Origin of the sequence: Aureimonas sp. ME7 (assembly GCF_903970965.1) — a bacterium.
GTDB lineage: Bacteria > Pseudomonadota > Alphaproteobacteria > Rhizobiales > Rhizobiaceae > Aureimonas.
The window spans coordinates 561,254-579,679 of record NZ_CAJCKW010000002.1 but is presented as its reverse complement, the minus strand read 5'-3'; the positions used below and the strand labels follow the sequence as shown (position 1 = coordinate 579,679).

Annotated in this window: 18 protein-coding genes and 1 riboswitch; of the genes, 13 read left to right on the top strand and 5 right to left on the bottom strand. The window is 67.0% G+C overall.

Going from position 1 to position 18,426, the window contains the following annotated elements:
- The first annotated feature begins 85 nt into the window (after positions 1 to 85).
- The 13 genes from choX (at position 86) to H7A85_RS06245 (ending at position 13,971) form a co-directional block, all read left to right on the top strand.
- Positions 86 to 1,027 carry a choline ABC transporter substrate-binding protein gene (gene choX, locus H7A85_RS06305; protein WP_182085021.1) on the top strand — a complete coding sequence of 314 codons (942 nt, stop codon included), beginning with the start codon at positions 86 to 88 and terminating at the stop codon, positions 1,025 to 1,027.
- Positions 1,028 to 1,110: 83 nt separating this feature from the next.
- Entirely contained in the window at positions 1,111 to 2,631 is a 1,521-nt protein-coding gene (gene betC / locus H7A85_RS06300) for a choline-sulfatase (protein WP_182085020.1), read from the top strand.
- A gap of 163 nt (positions 2,632 to 2,794) precedes the next feature.
- Positions 2,795 to 4,105: a sn-glycerol-3-phosphate ABC transporter substrate-binding protein UgpB gene (gene ugpB / locus H7A85_RS06295; RefSeq protein WP_182085019.1), complete on the top strand. Its 1,311-nt coding sequence runs from the start codon at positions 2,795 to 2,797 to the stop codon at positions 4,103 to 4,105.
- A 77-nt stretch (positions 4,106 to 4,182) separates the two neighbouring features.
- On the top strand, positions 4,183 to 5,067 hold the full coding sequence (ugpA, locus tag H7A85_RS06290; protein ID WP_182085018.1) for a sn-glycerol-3-phosphate ABC transporter permease UgpA: 885 nt from the start codon (positions 4,183 to 4,185) through the stop codon (positions 5,065 to 5,067).
- A gap of 4 nt (positions 5,068 to 5,071) precedes the next feature.
- On the top strand, positions 5,072 to 5,920 hold the full coding sequence (gene ugpE / locus H7A85_RS06285) for a sn-glycerol-3-phosphate ABC transporter permease UgpE (protein ID WP_182085017.1): 849 nt from the start codon (positions 5,072 to 5,074) through the stop codon (positions 5,918 to 5,920).
- Positions 5,920 to 6,987 (top strand): sn-glycerol-3-phosphate import ATP-binding protein UgpC, encoded by a 1,068-nt coding sequence (locus H7A85_RS06280; protein ID WP_182085016.1) that lies wholly within the window; start codon positions 5,920 to 5,922, stop codon positions 6,985 to 6,987. Before ugpE ends, H7A85_RS06280 begins: the two co-directional genes overlap by 1 nt.
- Before the next feature lie 80 nt (positions 6,988 to 7,067).
- Positions 7,068 to 7,157: riboswitch (glycine riboswitch) on the top strand.
- Between the two features lie 145 nt (positions 7,158 to 7,302).
- Entirely contained in the window at positions 7,303 to 8,616 is a 1,314-nt protein-coding gene (locus tag H7A85_RS06275; RefSeq protein WP_182085015.1) for a D-amino acid dehydrogenase, read from the top strand.
- Between the two features lie 107 nt (positions 8,617 to 8,723).
- On the top strand, positions 8,724 to 9,338 hold the full coding sequence (locus H7A85_RS06270) for an N-acetylmuramidase family protein (protein ID WP_182085014.1): 615 nt from the start codon (positions 8,724 to 8,726) through the stop codon (positions 9,336 to 9,338).
- Between the two features lie 52 nt (positions 9,339 to 9,390).
- Positions 9,391 to 10,146 (top strand): trehalose-phosphatase, encoded by a 756-nt coding sequence (gene otsB / locus H7A85_RS06265; RefSeq protein WP_244630979.1) that lies wholly within the window; start codon positions 9,391 to 9,393, stop codon positions 10,144 to 10,146.
- A gap of 2 nt (positions 10,147 to 10,148) precedes the next feature.
- A complete protein-coding gene (locus tag H7A85_RS06260; RefSeq protein WP_182085013.1) occupies positions 10,149 to 11,600 on the top strand; it encodes a trehalose-6-phosphate synthase in 1,452 nt (483 codons plus the stop codon).
- Positions 11,601 to 11,690: 90 nt separating this feature from the next.
- Complete coding sequence (gene eda, locus H7A85_RS06255; RefSeq protein ID WP_182085012.1) at positions 11,691 to 12,332, top strand: bifunctional 4-hydroxy-2-oxoglutarate aldolase/2-dehydro-3-deoxy-phosphogluconate aldolase; 642 nt, start codon at positions 11,691 to 11,693, stop codon at positions 12,330 to 12,332.
- Between the two features lie 101 nt (positions 12,333 to 12,433).
- The gene (locus H7A85_RS06250) at positions 12,434 to 13,303 is read left to right on the top strand and encodes an alpha/beta hydrolase (RefSeq protein WP_182085011.1); all 870 of its coding nucleotides are present in this window, start codon (positions 12,434 to 12,436) and stop codon (positions 13,301 to 13,303) included.
- A complete protein-coding gene (locus H7A85_RS06245) occupies positions 13,300 to 13,971 on the top strand; it encodes a GNAT family protein (protein ID WP_182085010.1) in 672 nt (223 codons plus the stop codon). The genes H7A85_RS06250 and H7A85_RS06245 overlap by 4 nt, the downstream gene beginning before the upstream one ends.
- Positions 13,972 to 13,974: 3 nt before the next feature.
- On the opposite strand, the gene H7A85_RS06240 is transcribed toward H7A85_RS06245, so the two are convergent.
- The 5 genes from H7A85_RS06240 to H7A85_RS06220 form a co-directional block, all read right to left on the bottom strand.
- A complete protein-coding gene (locus H7A85_RS06240; protein ID WP_182085009.1) occupies positions 13,975 to 14,415 on the bottom strand; it encodes a hypothetical protein in 441 nt (146 codons plus the stop codon).
- A 163-nt stretch (positions 14,416 to 14,578) separates the two neighbouring features.
- On the bottom strand, positions 14,579 to 15,643 hold the full coding sequence (locus tag H7A85_RS06235; protein ID WP_182085008.1) for a hypothetical protein: 1,065 nt from the start codon (positions 15,641 to 15,643) through the stop codon (positions 14,579 to 14,581).
- A 149-nt stretch (positions 15,644 to 15,792) separates the two neighbouring features.
- Positions 15,793 to 16,776, bottom strand: coding sequence for a 2-hydroxyacid dehydrogenase (locus tag H7A85_RS06230; protein ID WP_182085007.1), 984 nt, complete (start codon positions 16,774 to 16,776; stop codon positions 15,793 to 15,795).
- Positions 16,777 to 16,795: 19 nt separating this feature from the next.
- Positions 16,796 to 17,830, bottom strand: a complete 1,035-nt coding sequence (locus H7A85_RS06225) for a LacI family DNA-binding transcriptional regulator (RefSeq protein ID WP_182085006.1) — start codon at positions 17,828 to 17,830, stop codon at positions 16,796 to 16,798.
- Positions 17,831 to 17,910: 80 nt separating this feature from the next.
- Complete coding sequence (locus H7A85_RS06220) at positions 17,911 to 18,381, bottom strand: MarR family transcriptional regulator (protein WP_244630978.1); 471 nt, start codon at positions 18,379 to 18,381, stop codon at positions 17,911 to 17,913.
- Between the last annotated feature and the right edge of the window lie 45 nt (positions 18,382 to 18,426).

Here is an 18,426-nt window from a genome sequence, read left to right as displayed (position 1 = left end):
ATCGCTCGTCTACCCCCTGATAGCGGAGCCATCCCGGGCGAAAGCCCCGCCCAAGCGCCTCACGGCGACTGATCAGGAGAGTGTCATGACCCCTACGGTTTCCCGACTCGCGATCTCGCTGGCGCTCGCCGCCTGCGTCGGCGGCGTCGCCCAGGCCGCCGATCCCGCATCCTGCGCCACCGTGCGCATGTCGGATCCCGGCTGGAGCGACATCACCTCCACCAACGCGGTGGCCGGCGTCGTGCTCAAGGGGCTCGGCTACGGGCAGAAGGTCGAGACGCTCGGCGTTCCCGTCGGCTACCAATCGCTCGCCAACAGCCAGATCGACGTGTTCCTCGGCAACTGGATGCCGGCGCAGACGAAGTTCCGCGAGGAGCTCGACGCCAAGAAGGCGGCCGAGGTGCTGACGCAGAATCTCGCCGGCATCCGTTTCACGCTGGCCGTGCCGAACTACGTGGCGGAAGCCGGCGTCAAGGACGTGAAGGATCTGGCCGCCAACGCCGACAAGTTCAAACGAGAAATCTACGGCATCGAGCCCGGCGCGCCGGCCAACCAGAACATCCAGTCGATGATCGACAAGAAGGACTACGGCCTGTCGGGCTGGAAGCTCGTCGATTCCAGCGAGCAGGGCATGCTGAGCCAGGTGCAGCGCGCCTCGCGCGCCAAGGACTGGATCGTGTTCCTCGGCTGGGAGCCGCACCCGATGAACAACATGGGCCTGACCTACCTGTCGGGCGCGGACGAGTTCTTCGGCAAGAACTTCGGCGCCGCCGAGGTCTTCACGCTGGCGCGCGCCGGCTACTCGGCCGAATGCCCGAACGCCGCCAAGTTCTTCACCCAGCTCCGCTTCAACGTGGAGGGCGAGAACCAGATCATGGCGCAGCTCGCCGACGGCACCGATGCCTCCAAGGCGGCGACCGACTGGCTCAAGGCGAACCCCGGCGTCCTCGACGGCTGGCTCGCCGGCGTCACGACGCTCGACGGCAAGCCGGGGCTGGAAGCCGTGAAGGCCGAAATCGGCAGCTGATCCGCTTCGCCGGTTTCTTCTATCTGCTGCCGCGGCCGATGCCGCGGCAGTTTTCGTGACACCATCCCGTTCGAGCCCGCGCCATGATGAAGAGCCGCCCCAATTTTCTGATCGTCATGGTGGATCAGCTCAACGGGACGCTGTTTCCGGACGGGCCGGCGAGTTTCCTGCATGCGCCGAACCTCAAGGCGCTGGCCGCCCGCTCGGCCCGCTTCGTCAACGCCTATACGGCAAGCCCCCTTTGCGCTCCGGCGCGCGCGTCCTTCATGAGTGGTCAGCTGCCCTCGAAGACGCGGGTCTACGACAACGCCGCCGAGTTCGCCTCCGACGTGCCCACCTTCGCGCACTACCTGCGCCGGGCGGGCTATCGCACCGCCCTGTCGGGCAAGATGCACTTCGTCGGCCCGGACCAGCTCCACGGCTTCGAAGAGCGCCTGACGACGGACGTTTATCCCGCCGACTTCGGCTGGACGCCGGATTATCGCCGGCCGGGGGAGCGCATCGACTGGTGGTATCACAATCTCGGCTCGGTCACCGGGGCGGGGGTCGCCGAGATCACCAACCAGATGGAATACGACGACGAGGTCGCGCATCTCGCCGGCGCCAAGCTCTACGACCTGTCGCGCGGTCACGACGACCGGCCGTTCTGCCTCACCGTCTCCTTCACCCATCCGCACGACCCCTATGTCGCGCGTCGGCGCTATTTCGACCTTTATCGCAACTCGCCGGCGCTTCTGCCGGCCGTGGAGCGGATCGAGTTCGCCGACCAGGACCCGCATTCCCAGCGCCTGATGATGGCGTCCAACGACCACGAGTATAAGATCACCGACGAGATGATCGCCCGCTCGCGGCAGGCCTACTTCGCCAATATCAGCTATGTCGACGACAAGGTCGGCGACCTCATCGACATCCTCGACCGGACGCGCATGCTGGAGGATACGATCATCCTCTTCGTCTCCGACCACGGCGACATGCTGGGCGAGCGTGGGCTGTGGTTCAAGATGAACTTCTTCGAGGGCTCGGCGCGCGTTCCCCTGATGGTCGCCGCGCTCGGCCTGCCGCCGGGTCCCTACATGCAGCCGGTCTCGACGCTCGACGTCCTGCCGACGCTGGCCGAGCTTGCCGGCGTCGATCTCGGCGAGGGCGCCGAGTGGATCGACGGAAACTCCCTTCTCGACACCGCGCGGCGCGGTGAGCGCGCCCGCCCCGTGCCGATGGAATACGCGGCGGAGGGCACGATCGCCCCGATGATCGCCATCCGGCGCGGTCGCTGGAAGTTCACGCGATGCGCGGCCGACCCGGACCAGCTCTTCGATCTGGAGGCCGACCCCGCCGAGCTTCACGACCTGGCGGGAGATGCGGCGCACCGGGAAGTTCTGGCGAGCTTTGATGCCGAGGCGAGGGCGCTTTGGGACCTCAAGCGTTACGATCGGGAGGTGCGCCAGAGCCAGGCCCGCCGCCTCGTGACCTACGACGCCTTGCGCAACGGTGCCTACTACCCGTGGGACTACCAGCCGCTTCAGAAAGCCTCCGAGCGCTACATGCGCAATCACATGGATCTGAACATCCTGGAGGACGCGCAGCGCTTCCCGCGCGGCGAGTGATGAGCGTCGGAAAGGCGGGATAAGTCGAAATGCTATGCCCGGCAGACCTTTGCCTCGTCATCGAACTGTCATAGTCTCGTCACGCGACTGTAGGTTCGCGCCGCTAGGAGGGCGGTGACGGACCGGGGCCATCAAGGCCCGGCGCTGGGAGCGATTCTTCGACATGACCAAGACAACGACCGCCACGGCGTGCCTTCTCGCCGCCCTTCTGGCCACCACCGTCCACGCCTCGGCGCAGACCGAGATCCAGTGGTGGCACGCCATGAACGGCGCCAACAACGACGTGGTCGACCAGTTGGCCAAGGAGTTCAACGAGAAGCAGTCGGACTACAAGGTGGTCCCCGTCTTCAAGGGCACGTACCCCGAGACGCTGAACGCCGGTATCGCCGCCTTTCGCGCCCGCCAGGCGCCGGCGATCATCCAGGTCTTCGACGCCGGCACCGGCGTGATGATGGGCGCCGAGGGCGCGATCAAGCCGGCAGCCGAGGTGCTGGAGGAGAGCGGCTTCTCCTTCGACAAGTCGAAGTACCTGCCGGGCATCGTATCCTACTATTCCAAACCCGACGGGACGATGCTAAGCTTCCCGTACAATTCCTCCTCGCCGATCCTCTACTACAACAAGGACGCCTTCCAGAAGGCCGGCCTCGATGCGGAGAACCCGCCCAAGGCCTGGCCGGAGGTCTTCGACGCCGCGAAGAAGATCAAGGCGTCCGGCGCCAGCCCCTGTGGGTTCACCTCCACCTGGCTGACCTGGATCCAGACGGAGAACTTCGCCGCCTGGAACAACGTGCCCTACGGCTCGAACGAGAACGGTTTGGCGAGCCTCGACGTCAAGCTTGAGTTCGACGCGCCGATCTTCGTCGATCACTTCCAGGCCATCGCCGATCTCGCCAAGGACGGCACATTCCGCTACGGCGGGCGCACGGCGGAGGCCAAGCAGCTCTTCCTGTCGGGCGAATGCGCCATGCTGACCGAATCGTCGGGCGGCCTCGGCGACGTCGTGAAGTCGGGCATGAACTACGGCACCGGCCAGCTTCCCTACGACCCGAAGGGCAACGGCGCGCCGCAGAACACGATCCCGGGCGGCGCCAGCCTTTGGGTCTTCGCCGGCAAGTCGGACGCCGAATACAAGGGCGTCGCCACCTTCTTCGACTTCCTGTCGCAGACCGACATCCAGTCCCGCCTGCATCAGGTCTCGGGCTATCTCCCGGTGACGCTCGCCGCCTACGAGGCGACGAAGGCCTCCGGCTTCTACGAGAAGAACCCGGGCCGCGAGATCCCGATCCAGCAGATGCTGGGCAAGGCGCCGACGGAAAACTCGAAGGGTGTTCGCCTCGTCAACCTGCCGCAGGTCCGCGACATCATGAACGAGGAGTTCGAGGCCATGCTGAACGGCAGCCAGGACGCCAAGACGGCTCTGGCCAAGGCCGTCGAGCGCGGCAACGCTGCGATCGCCCAGGCCGTTGGCCGCTAACCCGCGCTTCGCCGCTTGCCTCCAGCGTTCCGCCGACCCGGCGGAACGCTTGTCTGTCTTGAAGGACGAGCCACTCGTTGAACACTCGCGTCATCTTTCCCAACAAGTTCCTGCCCTATCTCCTGCTGGCGCCTCAGGTCGCGGTGACGCTGGTTTTCTTCTACTGGCCGGGCGCCCAGGCGCTCTATCAGTCCGTCCTGCGCGAGGACGCGTTCGGGCTGAAGACCGAGTTCGTCGGGCTCGCCAACTTCCGGCAGGTCCTGAGCGACCCGTCCTATCTCCACGCGTTGAAGACGACGGTGTTCTTCAGCCTGTCCACGGCCGTCCTTGCCATGGGGCTCGCGCTGCTCCTCGCGACCTCGGCGGAAAAGGTGCTGCGAGGCCGCGCCTTCTATCGCACTCTTCTGATCTGGCCCTATGCGGTGGCGCCGGCCGTCGCCGGCATGCTGTGGCTTTTCATGTTCAACCCGACCATGGGGACCTTCGCCTATATGCTGCGCTCGGCCGGCTTCGGCTGGGATCCGCTCCTGAAGGGCGAGCAGGCGATGCTGCTCGTGGTGGTCGCGGCGGCCTGGAAGCAGATTTCCTACAACTTCCTGTTCTTCGTCGCCGCGCTCCAGTCGATCCCGCGCTCGCTGATCGAGGCGGCCGCGATCGACGGGGCGAGGGGGCCGAAGCGCTTCTGGACGATCGTGTTTCCCTTGATCGCGCCGACGACGTTCTTCCTGCTCGTCGTCAACACCGTCTACGCCTTCTTCGACACGTTCGGCATCATCGACGCGGTCACCGGCGGCGGACCGGCCAAGGCCACCGAGACGCTGGTCTACAAGGTCTATACGGACGGGTTCGTGAACCTCAATCTCGGCGCCTCCGCCGCGCAGTCGGTGATCCTGATGGCGATCGTCGTGGCGCTCACCGCCTTCCAGTTCCGCTTCGTCGAGCGGCGCGTCCATTACGGTTGAGCCGATGATCGAGAACCGACCCTTCGCCACCGCGATCGCCCACGGCGTCCTGATCCTCGGCGTCCTCGTCGTCGCCTTTCCGATCTACTACACGTTCGTCGCCTCCACCCTTTCGGTGCCCGAAATCCTGCGCCCGCCGCTGCCGCTCGTGCCGGGAGACCGGTTCGCGGAGAACTACGGGCAGGCGCTCTTCGGCGGCGTCGGGCGGATCGGCGGCGTCGACGTCTGGACGCTCCTCTTCAATACGAGCGTGATGGCGCTCGGCATCGCGCTCGGCAAGATCGTGATCTCGCTCCTGTCGGCCTTCGCCATCGTCTTCTTCCGCTTCCCCTTCCGCATGGCCTTCTTCTGGCTGATCTTCATGACGCTGATGCTGCCGGTCGAGGTGCGCATCCTGCCGACCTACAAGGTGATGGTGGATCTTGGGCTGATCGACACCTATGCCGGGCTGATCCTGCCCCTCGTCGCATCCGCCACGGCGACGCTCCTGTTCCGGCAGTTCTTCCTGACCATTCCCGGCGAGCTCGTGGAAGCGGCGCGGGTGGATGCGGCCGGGCCGATGCGCTTCTTCCGGGACATCCTCCTTCCCCTGTCGAAGACCAACATCGCCGCGCTCTTCGTCATCCTCTTCATCTACGGCTGGACGCAGTATCTCTGGCCGCTCCTCGTCACCAACGACAACTCCATGAACACGATCGTCATCGCGCTGAAGAAGATGGTTTCCTTCGCCGATGCCGACACGCCCTGGAACCTCGTCATGGTGACGGCGATCCTCGCCATCCTGCCGCCCGTTCTCGTGGTGGTGCTGATGCAGCGCTGGTTCGTCAAAGGTCTCGTGGAATCGGAAAAGTAATGGCCTCGATCACCCTCCAAGACGTCGCGAAGACCTATCCCAACGGGCAGGAGGCGGTGAAGGGCATCTCGCTCGACATCGCGGACGGCGAGTTCGTGGTGCTGGTCGGTCCGTCGGGCTGCGGCAAGTCCACGCTTCTGCGCATGGTCGCGGGGCTGGAATCGATCACGTCAGGCGAGGTGCGGATCGGAGACCGGCGGGTCAACGACCTCGAGCCTGCCGACCGCGACATCGCCATGGTGTTCCAGAACTATGCGCTCTATCCGCATATGAGCGTTCGCCAGAACCTCGCCTACGGCCTGAAGAACCGCAGGATGCCGGCGCCCGAGATCGAACGGCGCATCGGGGACGCCGCCCGCGCCCTCGAGATCGAAGCCTATCTCGACCGCAAGCCGGGCCAGCTTTCCGGCGGCCAGCGCCAGCGCGTCGCCATGGGCCGGGCGATCGTGCGCGAGCCCTCCGCCTTCCTCTTCGATGAGCCCCTGTCCAATCTCGACGCCAAGTTGCGCGTCTCGATGCGCGCCGAAATCCGCCGGCTGCAGAAGCGCCTGGCGACCACCAGCCTCTACGTGACGCACGATCAGCTCGAAGCCATGACGCTGGCCGACCGGCTGGTGGTGTTGAACGGGGGGCAGGTGGAGCAGGTCGGAACGCCGATCGAGGTCTACGAACGGCCGGCCTCGCTTTTCGTCGCGAGCTTCATCGGGTCGCCCGCGATGAACCTCGTCTCTCTACCCGAAGCGATGCGGATCGAGGGCATGGAACGGGCGATCGATGTCCGGGGTGCGGGCGCGGAGCGCATGCTCGGCATTCGGCCCGAGCATATCGCGATCGTGGACGGCGAGACGGCGGGTCGGCCCACGGTCGAGGTTACCTTGAGCGCCATCGAGCGCGTGGGGGCGGAAACCTATCTCTACGGCACGCTGCCATCCGGGAGCGCCGACATCGCCCTTCGCACGCCCGGCCATGTGCGCAAGGACCTCGGCGAGCGCGTGCGCGTCACCTTCGATCCCGCCGCGCTGCATCTGTTCTCGTCGGAAACCGGCCGGCGCATCGACGCTGCGTGAGGCGAATGCTCACGATTTCATCGGTGGATGCGGATTCTTTGCGCTTGCCCACCGGGCGGCAGCGGCATATCTCAAAGGGATCGCCGCTTGCGGGAGAGACCGGCCGAAAGGCCGGCGCCGAAGGAGCAACCGCCCCGGAAACTCTCAGGCAAAAGGACCGCGCGGCGCAAACCATATCCGGAGAGTGACGTCCCGTTTCGGGCGTCCGCCGAAGGAGAAAGCGGGCGAGGGAATGCCTCCCACCCCGTGAAACTCTCAGGCCAGTGACGGAGGGGCACGAAGCCAGACCCGCGACAAGCGGGGAAAGGATTTATCGTGACCTCAGTCGCCGTGATCGGCGCCGGCATCACCGGTATCACCACCGCCTACAAGCTGCTTTCGCAAGGCCTCGACGTGACGGTCTTCGACCGCAACGCCTATTCGGCCATGGAAACCTCGTTCGCCAACGGCGGCCAGCTGTCGGCCTCCAACGCCGAGGTCTGGAATTCGCCCGCGACCTTCCTCAAGGGTCTGAAGTGGATGCTGAAGAAGGATGCGCCGCTGCTCGTGCATCCCGCGCCCTCCTGGCACAAGCTGTCCTGGATGGCCGAGTTCATCCTGGCGGCGCGCTCCTACGAGGAAAACACGGTCGCCACCGTCAAGCTCGCCATCGCGGCGCGGCGCCACCTGATCGAGATGGCCGATCGCGAAGGCTTCGGGTTCGATCTCGTCAAACGCGGCATCCTCCATGTCTACGAATCGAAGGCCGAGTTCGAGCATGCGGGCCGCGTCAGCCAGCTCTACGCCAAGGGTGGGCTCCAGCGCCGCTCGCTCAACGATGCCGAAATCCACGAGATCGAGCCGGCGCTCGCCGGTCGTTTCCATGGCGGCTACTTCACCGAATCCGATTTCACCGGCGACATCCACAAGTACACGCGCGGCCTTGCCGAGGCGGTTCTGCGCCGGGGCGGCCGGATCCGCTACGAGGCGGACGTGACCCGGCTTGCCGCACGCGCCGAAGGGGGCGCCACCGTGTTCTCGAAACCGCTCGGCGAGGCGGGAGAGCCGACGCGCGAGGATTTCGACGCCGTCGTGGTCTGCGCAGGCGTCGCCAGCCGCCGCTTCGCGGCCGAACTCGGGGACCGGGTCAACATCTATCCCGTGAAGGGCTATTCGATCACCGTGAACCTCACCGACGAAGCGAGCCGCGCTGGCGCGCCCTTCGTGTCGCTGCTTGACGACAAGGCCAAGATCGTCACCAGCCGGCTCGGCGAGGACCGCCTGCGCATCGCGGGCACCGCCGAGTTCGCCGGCGAGAACCGCGATATCCGCATGGATCGCATCAAGCCGCTGGTGGACTGGTGCCGTCATCGCTTCCCCGGCGTGTCGACTGCTTCCGTCGTGCCCTGGGCGGGTCTTCGCCCGATGATGCCGGACATGCTGCCACGCGTCGGACGGGGAAAGGCCAAGGGCGTCTACTACAACACCGGCCACGGCCATCTCGGCTGGACGCTGTCGGCCATCACCGCCGACACGATCGCGGCGGAAGTCGCGGGAGACTTCGCGGCGCCCGGCGTCTTCGTCGCGCCCGAGTTGAAGCCCGTGCCGGCCGTGCGCGCCGAGGCGGAGCGCATCACGCAGGCCGCCTGATCCTTCGCCGGATCGCCATCGCGGGGAGGCGGCTTCTCAACGCTTCCTCCCCGCTTGCCCGTCTCGCCCGATCCTGTTCGCTCCTCGATCCCGGAGCGAACGCCATCATGACCATCACCCCCGAAGTCCTGGCGGCCGCGCGCCGGGTGGAAGCCACGGAGCGCGTGCCCGCGCCCGTTCTCCTGGCGATCGCGCTGGTGGAAACGAGCGGTCGCGCCACCGCCAAGGTCGGCACGCGGAGCGAGCCGTTGATCCGCTTCGAAGGGCATTATTTCGACCGTCGGCTCGACGAGCCCTCGCGCCGCCTCGCGCGCACGGCAGGGCTTTCCAGCCCGAAGGCCGGCGCCGTTCGCAACCCGGTCGGGCAGGAAGCGCGATGGCGCTTGCTGGAGCGCGCCGCGGCGATCGATGCGGGCGCCGCCTACGAATCCACGTCCTGGGGCCTTGGCCAGGTCATGGGCGCGCATTGGCGCCGCCTTGGCTTCGACTCGGTGAACGAGATGGCGGCCTTGGTTCGTGCTTCGATCGACGGGCAACTCGTCGTGGTCGCCCGGTTCCTGCGAGCCGAGCATCTGGAAAGCCTGCTCCCGGCTGGCGATTGGAAGGGGTTTGCCCGTCGCTACAACGGGCCGAACTTCGCCGCCAACGGCTACGACGGCAAGATCATGGAAGCCTACCGCAAAGCCGAACGAGCGGTCGCCGCGTCTATGACGAAGGCATGAAAAGGACCGTTTAGCGGTGGCATTGTGGCGGGGGAGGGCTATCTTGAGCCCCATGAACCTCCCCCCGATGCTCGATCCCGCCCGCCACGCTCTTTTCCTCGACTTCGACGGAACCCTGGTCGAACTGGTGGACCGGCCGGAAAATGTTCGGATCTTGCCGGAAGCCATTTCGCGGCTCGGCGAATTGCAGTCCGGGTGCGACGGGGCCTTCGCGGTGATCAGCGGCCGGCGGATCGGCGATCTCGACGGTTTCCTTCGCCCGCTCGGCTTTGCGGCGGCCGGTGTCCACGGGTTGGAGCGGCGCGAGGCGCCGGGCGCCGAGATCACCTCGCTCGCCGGCGCCGAGGCGCTCGATCCTGTGCGCATCGTTCTCGCGGACGGCGTCGTCGCCGAACCCCGGCTGCGGCTGGAGGACAAGAAGACGGCGCTTGTCGTGCATTATCGCGGCCATCCCGAACTGGAGGCGGCGGCCATTGCGCTCGTCTCGCACGCCGTCGGCGACGAGCCGGGTTATGCGGTGATGAAGGGCGACCACATCGTCGAGGTGCATCTGGGTGGCATGGACAAGGGCAAGGCGATCGCCGCCTTCATGACCCACGAGCCGTTTCGCGGGCGCATCCCGGTCTATCTCGGAGACGACACGACGGACGAGTTCGGCTTCCAGGCCGTCAAGGCGCTGGACGGCGTCGCGATCAAGGTCGGAGAGGGCCCGAGCGAGGCGGACTATCGCCTCGCCTGCGTCGATTCCGTGCATCGCTGGCTCGGCTGCCCGAGCCTCGACGCGGTCGAGACTGCGGAGGCATCCTGATCATGGCGGGAAACAATCATCGCCTCGTCGTCGTCTCCAACCGCGTCGGTCCGCTGTCGGACGAGGGGCGCGCCGGCGGGTTGGCGGTCGGTCTCGCCGATGCCCTGCGCCGGCGGGGCGGGCTCTGGTTCGGCTGGAGCGGGTCGATCTCGGACGAGGGGACGGGAAGCGAGATCCGCACGGAGGAACACGGCAGCACCGCCCTGAAGACGATCGACATGAGCGAGTCGGAGATCGAGGGCTTCTACTTCGGCTTCGCCAATCGCTCGCTCTGGCCGCTGCTTCACTACCGGCTCGACATCGCCGCCTTCGATCGCAAGTCGGCGCAGGTCTACCGCGCGGTCAACCGCCGCTTCGCCGAACGCCTGATGCCGCTTCTGGAAGCGGACGACCTTGTCTGGGTCCACGACTACCATTTCTTCTATCTCGGCAGCGAGTTGCGCCGGGAAGGCTATGACGGGCGGCTCGGCTTCTTCCTCCACATCCCGTTCTGCCCCCCGGACATGATGGCGGCGCTGCCGACCAGCCACGACCTCGTGCGCGCCATGCTGGACTACGACGTCGTCGGCTTCCAGACCGAGAACGACCGGCGCAACTTCGTGGACTTCTGCGTTCAGGAACTCGACGCGCACGACATCGACGGCGACCGGGTGCGCACCGCCGACGGGCGCATCGTGCGCGCATCCGCCTTTCCCATTGGCATCGACGCGGAAGGCTTTGCCGAGTTCGCCCTGTCGGACGAGGCGAAGGAGCACGAGGCGATGGTGCGCGAGATTTCGCGCGGGCGTCAGCAGATCGTCGGCGTCGACCGGATGGATTATTCCAAGGGCATCGTGGAGCGCTTTCGCGGCTTCGAGCAGCTTCTGGAGGACTATCCCGATCTGCGCGGGCAGACGCAGTTCCTGCAGGTCGCGCCCGTTTCGCGCGGCGAAGTCGAGGCCTATGCCGACCTGCGCGTCGAGCTGGAAGGGCTGGCGGGCAACATCAACGGGCGCTTCGCGACGCTCGACTGGAATCCGATCCAGATCATGGTGAACGGCTTCACGCGCCGTGCGCTCGCCGGGATCTACCGCGCGGCGCAGATCTGCATGGTGACGCCATTGCGCGACGGCATGAACCTCGTCGCCAAGGAGTTCGTGGCGGCGCAGGATCCCGACGACCCGGGCGTTCTGATCCTGTCGCGCTTCGCCGGCGCCCGGGCGGAGCTGAACGAAGCGTTGATCGTCAACCCGTATTCGCCCGACGACCTCTCGCGCGCGCTGCATCGCGCCGCCTCCATGCCGCTGGAAGAGCGGCGCGAGCGCCATGCCGCGATGCGGGCCAAGGTCTTCGCCAACACGGCGCACAATTGGTGCGAGACGTTTCTCGCGGTTCTGGACGCGCCGGCCGAGCGCGATCTTCAGCCGCGCTCCTGGTGGTCGCGCCTGCGCTTCGGCACGGCTTCGATGTGGTAGCCAATCGATTGAAATCGGCGGTTTCGGCATGTCGAGGGATCGGCTAAACCGTCGGGCACGATCCGCGACGCGCCGAAAGGACACCGATCCATGACCCAGAAGACCCATGCTCTCCTCGAGATCCTGACCGGACAGCCGGTCATGCCGGTGGTCGCCGTTCAGAGCGCGGCGGAAGGGGTCGAACTGGCGCGCGCGCTGAGCGCCGGCGGCCTGCCGGGCATCGAGGTGACGCTGCGCACGCCCGCCGCGCTCGACGCGATCCGGGCGATCTCGGCTGAGGTCCCCGAGGCGTTGTGCGGCGCCGGGACGATCCTGACGCCGCGCCAGTTCGACGAGGCCGTGGATGCCGGCGCTCGGTTCATCGTCTCCCCCGGCACGACGCACGAAGTGCTTGATGTCGCCAAGACGGCCGACGTGCCGCTTCTGCCGGGCGCGGCGACGCCGAGCGAACTCATGGCGATGATCGAGGAAGGCTACGAGATCCTGAAGTTCTTTCCGGCCGAGCAACTCGGCGGCATTCCCTATCTGAAGGCGCTCGCCCCGGTGTTCCAGACCGTCCGCTTTTGCCCGACGGGCGGCGTTTCGCCCAAGAACGTGTCCGAGTATCTAGCGCTGCCCAACGTGATCTGCGTCGGCGGCTCCTGGGTCGCGCCGAAGGAGTTCCTGGCCGAGCGTCGTTTCGACGAGATCACCGCGCTCGCGCGCGAAGCGGCATCGCTCGGGCGGGCTTGAGGCGGGAAAAGAAGCGCAGCCGCGACGAAGAGTGGCTGGTCCGGGCGGCCGCCCGTTCCATCTGACCGGAGACTTTCCCTTCGGATGCGGGGCGGCTCCTCTTGCGTTTTCTTCTGCGTTTCCTGTCGCTCGCCGCCGTGGCGAGCGTTCTGGCCGCCTGCTCCGGCGCCGCCGTTCTGAACGCCGTCACCAGCCGGTCCGGTTTCGAGACGGTGCGTGGCCTCAGATACATGCCGGGCGATCGCGGCACGTTCGATCTCTACGTGCCGAACGGCGCCACGGCGAGAACGCCCGTGGTCGTGTTCTTCTACGGCGGCAGCTGGGATTCTGGTTCGAAGTCGATCTACCCCTTCGTGGGGCAATCCCTTGCCTCGGCGGGATACATCGTCGCCATCCCGGACTACCGGGTCTATCCGGCGGTGCGCTTTCCCGGCTTCGTCGAGGACGGCGCGAAGGCTGTGGCCGTGGTGGAACGGCTGATGCGCGAAGGCGGCGAGGGCGTTCCGGCCGGGCGGCATCCCGTGTTCCTGATGGGGCATTCGGCGGGCGCCCAAATTGCGGCGCTTCTCAGCTACGACAAACGATACCTCGCGCGGGCGGGCGCAAACGCCGGCGATCTGCGAGGCTTCGTCGGCTTGTCGGGACCCTACGACTTCCTGCCCCTGAAGGAAGAGCGCTACAAACGGATCTTTCCGCAAGCCACGCGCGGCGACAGCCAGCCGGTGCGCTTCGTCACGCGCAGCGCGCCCCCGAGCTTCGTCGCGCACGGGCTGAAGGACACGACCGTCGATCCGGAAAACGCCCGCTCGCTGACACGGGCGCTGGAGCGCGCGAGGGTTCCGGTGACGCTCAAGCTCTATCCGAGCCTCGATCACGTGGGTACGGTCACCTCGCTCGCGACCGCGCTGCCGCTCGGCAATGCGCAACTGCGCGAGGATGTCATCCGCTTCCTGGGAGAGCGATCGAGGTGAGCGTGCAGGATCTGACCCATTGGAGCCCGCGCGAACTGCCGGGCCGCGCATCGATCGTCGGGGAGCACGTGCGCGTCGAGCCGATCCGCGACGCGCGCCGCTTCGCCGAGCTTCATGCCGCCTTTGCCGGGCACGACCGTCTGTGGGACTATCTCGCCTATGGCCCGTTCGGATCGCCGGAGGATTTCGGCCGCTTCGCCAACTCCACCTACCTGACGCCCGACCCGCTGTTCCACGCGATCGTGCCGGCTGCCTCGGGGCAGGCGGAAGGCGTCATGGCGCTGATGCGGCTCGACCCCGCGAATGGCGTCGCCGAGATCGGCCATATCTGCCTCGGCCCCAGTCTCCAGCAGACGCGGGCGGCCAGCGAGGCGTTCCTGCTTCTCTTCTCGCGGGTGTTCGACGAGCTCGGCTATCGGCGGCTGGAATGGAAGTGCAACGACCGCAACGCACCTTCGAAGAGGGCGGCCGAGCGCCTCGGCTTCACCTTCGAGGGCCTGTTTCGCCAGCACATGGTGGTGAAGGGGCACAACCGGGACACCGCATGGTACTCGATCGTGGATCGCGAATGGCCGCGGGTGAAGGCGGGCTTCGAAGCCTGGCTGGCTCCGGAAAACTTCACCGCCGACGGACGCCAGATCCGCTCGCTCGCCCAGGCGCGGCGCTAGAGGTCAGCTGCGCGCGGGAACGATCGTGATCAGCGCGTTGGACGGATAGACGGATTCGTAGAGGACGCCGTCGCCGGGAATGAACTCCAGGACGGTTTCGCCGCCGCCGTCCGCCATGATCAGCGAACCGTCCTGCATCGTCTTCCAATAGGCGACGCGGGCGAGGTCGGGCGAGGAGGCGCAGGCCGGCCCGACGGGGATGCGACGGAAGCCTTCGTCGGCTTCGGCCGGGCCGGCGAGCTTGCAGGTCGCACCCGAGCGCAGGTCGATCAGCCGCACGGCGGCCAACGGCTCGTGAGAGGCGGGCGCCACCGAGCCGGTGATCTCCATCGACGGGCGCATGGCCGCCACGAGGCTTTCGGCAGCGGCATCCGAATGGGTGGGCAGGTTGGCGAGGAGCGTACCGACGAACCCGACGCCGAGCGCCACGGCTGCAAATCTCATGACCCATCTCCGAATGCGCCGCGTTGCCAGGCGGCACGAACACCTTGATTGGCCCGCGGCCCCGAAGGAGCGACGGCTCCCGAACGAATGGGGGGCGGGCGAACAGGCTGGCAGTATCACATCATTAATCTTACCCGAAGGTTAACGAGCGGTCCGCGCGCGCTCAGAACGTCGCCTGCAGGCGCAGTTCCACGGCCCGCGTGTTCTCGACTTGGCCGAAGCGCGCGCGATGCTCCAGCTTCGCCGTCCAACCCGGTGCGAACTCGGCCCCAACCTCGGGCGCCACCAACCATTCCCGTTTGGCGTAGGCGCCGAAATGCTGGGCATTCGCCAGATCCTGCGAGACTTCCACGCGAAGGCTCGGGGAGAGCGTCGTGCCCCATTGCCTCCAGTCGGCGTCGGCCTTCAGGCCCGCAACTCCGAGGGTGCGGTTGGCCCAGACGCGGCCTTCCTCGCCATCGGCACCCGTGCCGAAGTCGGCCCGGACCAGTGTGGATTCCAGGCGGCCATATCGAAACAGCGTGATCGCGCCCAGCCGATCGCGATTGCCGAAGGTCGCCGTGGCAAAGCCGACTTCGCCGCCTGTCAGCGAACCCTCGTCCGGGCGCGCGTCGTTGCGCAGGACGCCGAGCCCGGTTGCGAGATCGAGATAGCCCGTCTCGCCGATCGCGAAGGTGCCGTAGCCCGAGACGCTGGGAAGGCTCAAGGCGCCGACGCCTGCGTCGAAGGCTCGGTTGACCGCCAGCGAGGCGCCGGCCGCGCGCGTCTTCGATAGGGAAAGATCGACGCCTGTCGCCAGATCGGCGTTGGAGGCTGCGGCTGCGAGCATGCCGTCGAGGCTGCGGCCGAACTCGATCTCGCCGTTGCCCCAAAGGTCCACCGATCCCTTGCTTTCGCGCTTTCGCCGTACCTCCAACTCACGGGCCGGATGGGGCCGGCCCTCGAAGGCGTCGTCGAAGAACAAGGGGGGAAGAGCGAGGATCGGCTCTTCCAGAAAGGGATCCAGGGTCCGGTCGGCCTCGACCTTGGCCAAACGCAGGTCGAAATCGACGCCGGACATCTCGACGATCGACGGATCGCGGATCGCCTCGATGCGGCGGTTGATGCGCGCGCCGGCACGGCTGGCGAGGTTTCCGGCCAATGACAGGCTGGCCTCCACCGAAGCGGAGGACGCGGACCAGGAAGGGGAAGGCGCGAAAGCGAACCCGCTGGAAAGGAGAGCGGACAAACCCGCTCCCCAGCGAAGGGAACGCCATCGTTTCGAGCGCCAGAGATCGGACATCGGCCGTCTCCTCGAGTTTCGAACGAAGGGCGTTATCGCAGTGCAGCGTAACGCGAGGCTGGATTACGCCGTCGCGAAGGTGGAGGAAACCCCGCTCAACTTTTCTTGCGCTGGGTGAGGCCCGCCTTGTCGCTTTCGGGCACCGTCGTCGGCAGCGCGTCGCCGGCGAACCACGCCGACAGGTTGTCGGCGACGAGTTGGCCCATGGCCCGGCGCGTATCGCGCGAGGCGGAGGCGACATGCGGCAGGAGAACGACGTTGTCGAGCTTGCGCAGGGCTTCGGGAATGCGCGGCTCGTCGGCAAAGACGTCGAGCCCGGCGCGCGCGATCGTGCCCTTTTCGAGCGCCTCGATCAGGGCCGGCTCGTCCACCGTCGAGCCGCGGCCGATATTGATGAAGATCCCGTCGGAGCCGAGCGCGCCGAGCACGGCGGCATTCACCGCCTTTTCCGTGGACGCGCCGCCGGGCGCGGCGACGATCAGGATGTCCACCGCCTTCGCCAGACCTTCCAACGTGTCGTCGTAGCCATAGGTCACGTCGGTGCGCTGTGAGCGGTTGTGATAGCGGATCGTGACCCCGAAGGCCTCGAGGCGCTTGGCGATGGCGAGCCCGATGCGCCCGAGGCCCATGATGCCGGCGGTCTTGCCGCGCAGGCTGAAGCGGGTGAGCGGGTAGGCGCCGTCCGTTTCCCAGCGGCCGGACCGGGCGTGCTCCTCGGCCCGACCCAACTCGCGCACGGTCATCAGAAGGAGGCCGAGCGTCGTGTCGGCGACTTCCTCGGTCAGGACATCCGGCGTGTTGGTCACCGCGACGCCGCGCGTCGCGGCATGGGCGGCGTCGACCCCGTCGTAGCCGACGCCGAAATGGCCGATGATCTCGAGATGGGGCAGGGCGTCGATCGCCGAGTTGGGAATGTGGCCCGCCACCGCCACCGCGTTCACCTCCGCCCGCTCGGCCTCGCTCAACCCGGAAAGATCGCGTGTTTCCAGCTTGCGCACCGTGAAGCGCTTTTCGAGCTCGGCGATCCCGTCGCCGTTGTAGGGGCCGAAGACGAGAACGGTGGGAGAACTGGAGGTCACGGCGTTTCCTTGGGATCTGTCAGGCGGGTGAGGACGGGTCCGCCCCGCGAAGGACGCTGGAGGAGCGGATGCGCAGTTCGGGCTTGATCAGTTCCAGCCGCTCCTCCGCCGGCTGGCCGGCGAGGCGCGCCAGAAGCGCGTCGGCCGCGCGCTGACCGACTTCGGTCTGCCCGTTGGCGACGGTGGTAAGGGGGGGCATGGCGATGGCGGCCTCGTCGATATCGTCGTAGCCGCACACTGCGATATCGACGCCGGGCCGCACGCCGGCGCGCGACAGGCCGTACATCAGACCCAGCGCGACGAGATCGGAAAAGCAGACGACGGCATCCGGCCGGCCAGGAAGCTGGAGGAACTCGGCCGCCGCGTCGAAGCCGGAATGGCGCGAGCGCGGGCCCTGGATCCACCATTCCGGGCGGAAGTCGATGCCGGCTTGACGCAGCGCATCGCGATATCCTTGCGCGCGGTCGCGGCCGGTTGAGGTCTGCTCCGTGCCGCCGACGAGGGCAATGGAGCGGTGGCCCTCGTCGATCAGGTGGCGCACGACGAGCGACATGCCGTAGGCGTCGTCGCCGCGAAACGAAGCGACGCCCGAGCCTTCCACCGTGCGCGCGATCAGGGCGACTGGCAGGTCGTTGTCTTCGGCGAGGCGAATGTCGGAGGCGGGCGTGCCGATGGCGGGCGACATGATCAGCCCGTCGGCGCCGAGCTGCAGCATCGTGTCGAGAAACGAGCGCTGCTTCGACAGGTCGTCGTAGTGGTTGCATAGGACGAAGGTCTGGCGCTGGCGGTCGAGCTCGTCCTCCACCGCCTTCAGGATCTCGCCGTAGAACGGGTTCATGATGTCGTGCACGCAGACGCCGACGATGCCCGACTTCGACGTGCGAAGGCTGGCTGCTCGGCGGTTGTAGATATAGCCGGAGGTGCGCGCTTCCTCCTTGATGCGCTCGCGCGTGGCTTCGGCGACCAAAGGGCTGTCGCGCAGGGCCAGGGATACCGTCGCCGTCGAAAGGCCGAGCCGTTCCGCGATCGTCGATAGTTTGACCTTTTGCGCCACCTAAGCCCGTTCCATGTCCAAACCGCGCCTTGCCCCGTCGGGTGTAAGGACTGCCCCGCCGCAACGCAACCGGATGGGGTCTACGCCTCGAGATCGTCGCCCGCCGATTGCGGTGCGTCGGCGAAGTTGGCCTCGACACGGCGCAGGAGCTTGCGGAGCCGCTTGGCGTCCTTGCGCTTGATGCCGCGCAAAGCTCTTGCCTCGACGGCCTCCCGGCTGACGCGCACCTCCTCGACGAGGCCAAGCCCCTTCGGCGTCAGGTGGACGACGCTCTGGCGCGCGTCGCCTGGCGATGGGCGGCGCTCGACGATCTCGTGGGCGGAAAGGCGGGTCATCGTCTTGGTGATCGTCGGCGGGCGCACGCTGAGCTTGCGGGCGAGATCGCTCAAGGAGATGCCGTCCTCCTCGGCAATCGCCAGAAGCACGGCGTCCTGGCCGGGATAGAGACCACGCCCGCCAAGCTCCTGCGACAGGGCGTTGCGCACGGCGCGTGCGGCGAGGGCAAGATGGGTGCCGACGGGCGCTCCCTTGATCTTCTTCGGCCCGCTCATGGGTCGTCGCTCCGTTCGCGCGGGTCGCATCGCGGCCTTTTCAGC